Source organism: Protofrankia sp. Cj3, assembly GCF_917627355.1.
Taxonomy (GTDB): domain Bacteria; phylum Actinomycetota; class Actinomycetes; order Frankiales; family Frankiaceae; genus Protofrankia.
Genome location: NZ_CAKJTR010000313.1, coordinates 3,313 through 3,844 on the forward strand (window position 1 = coordinate 3,313; position 532 = coordinate 3,844).

Annotated in this window: 1 protein-coding gene and 1 pseudogene; both read left to right on the forward strand. The window is 69.9% G+C overall.

Annotation, left to right across the window (positions count from 1 at the left end):
- A pseudogene (locus MJ783_RS22925) lies at nt 1-225 on the forward strand (hypothetical protein); the annotation flags it as partial.
- A 33-nt stretch (nt 226-258) separates the two neighbouring features.
- Nucleotides 259-453 (forward strand): helix-turn-helix domain-containing protein, encoded by a 195-nt coding sequence (locus MJ783_RS22930; RefSeq protein WP_239313902.1) that lies wholly within the window; start codon nt 259-261, stop codon nt 451-453.
- The last annotated feature ends 79 nt before the right edge of the window (nt 454-532 follow it).

Below are 532 nucleotides of genomic sequence, written 5' to 3' on the forward strand. Positions count from 1 at the left end.
AACGAGGCACGTGGTGGTCAGGGCGGCACATCCGACCGGGTGGTCTGGCAGCTGCTCCGGCCGGGTGATCCGGCCGCCCCGCGCCGTGAACACATGTTGTTGCGGGCTGTTGCGGACAGTCACCACTGGCGCACCCAGTTGGACGCGGCCCGTGCCGCACGGACGGCCCGCGGGCATCCCGGCCCGGTTTCGGCAGCCGACCCCGGCATGCCCCGCGCGGCCTGAACCCCGACCCGACGATCACTGGAGGGAGGAACCGTGCACGCGCTTCTTCTCACGACCACCGAAGCCGCCGACCTGCTCGGCGTCAGCCGCACCACTGTCTACGAGCTGCTCAACGCCGGACAGCTCGAATCCGTCCGGATCGGCTGGGCACGGCGCATCCCGCGGGCGGCGCTTGTTGCCTACGTGGATCGGCTCCGGGGGCTCCCGGAGAGGGGGGCTGCGGCGTGATGACGGTCAGGTCCGGTCATCGGTGGAGGGCCGGTGTTCGGCAATCCATGCTTCTACGTCTTCGGTGTTCCAGATGTGA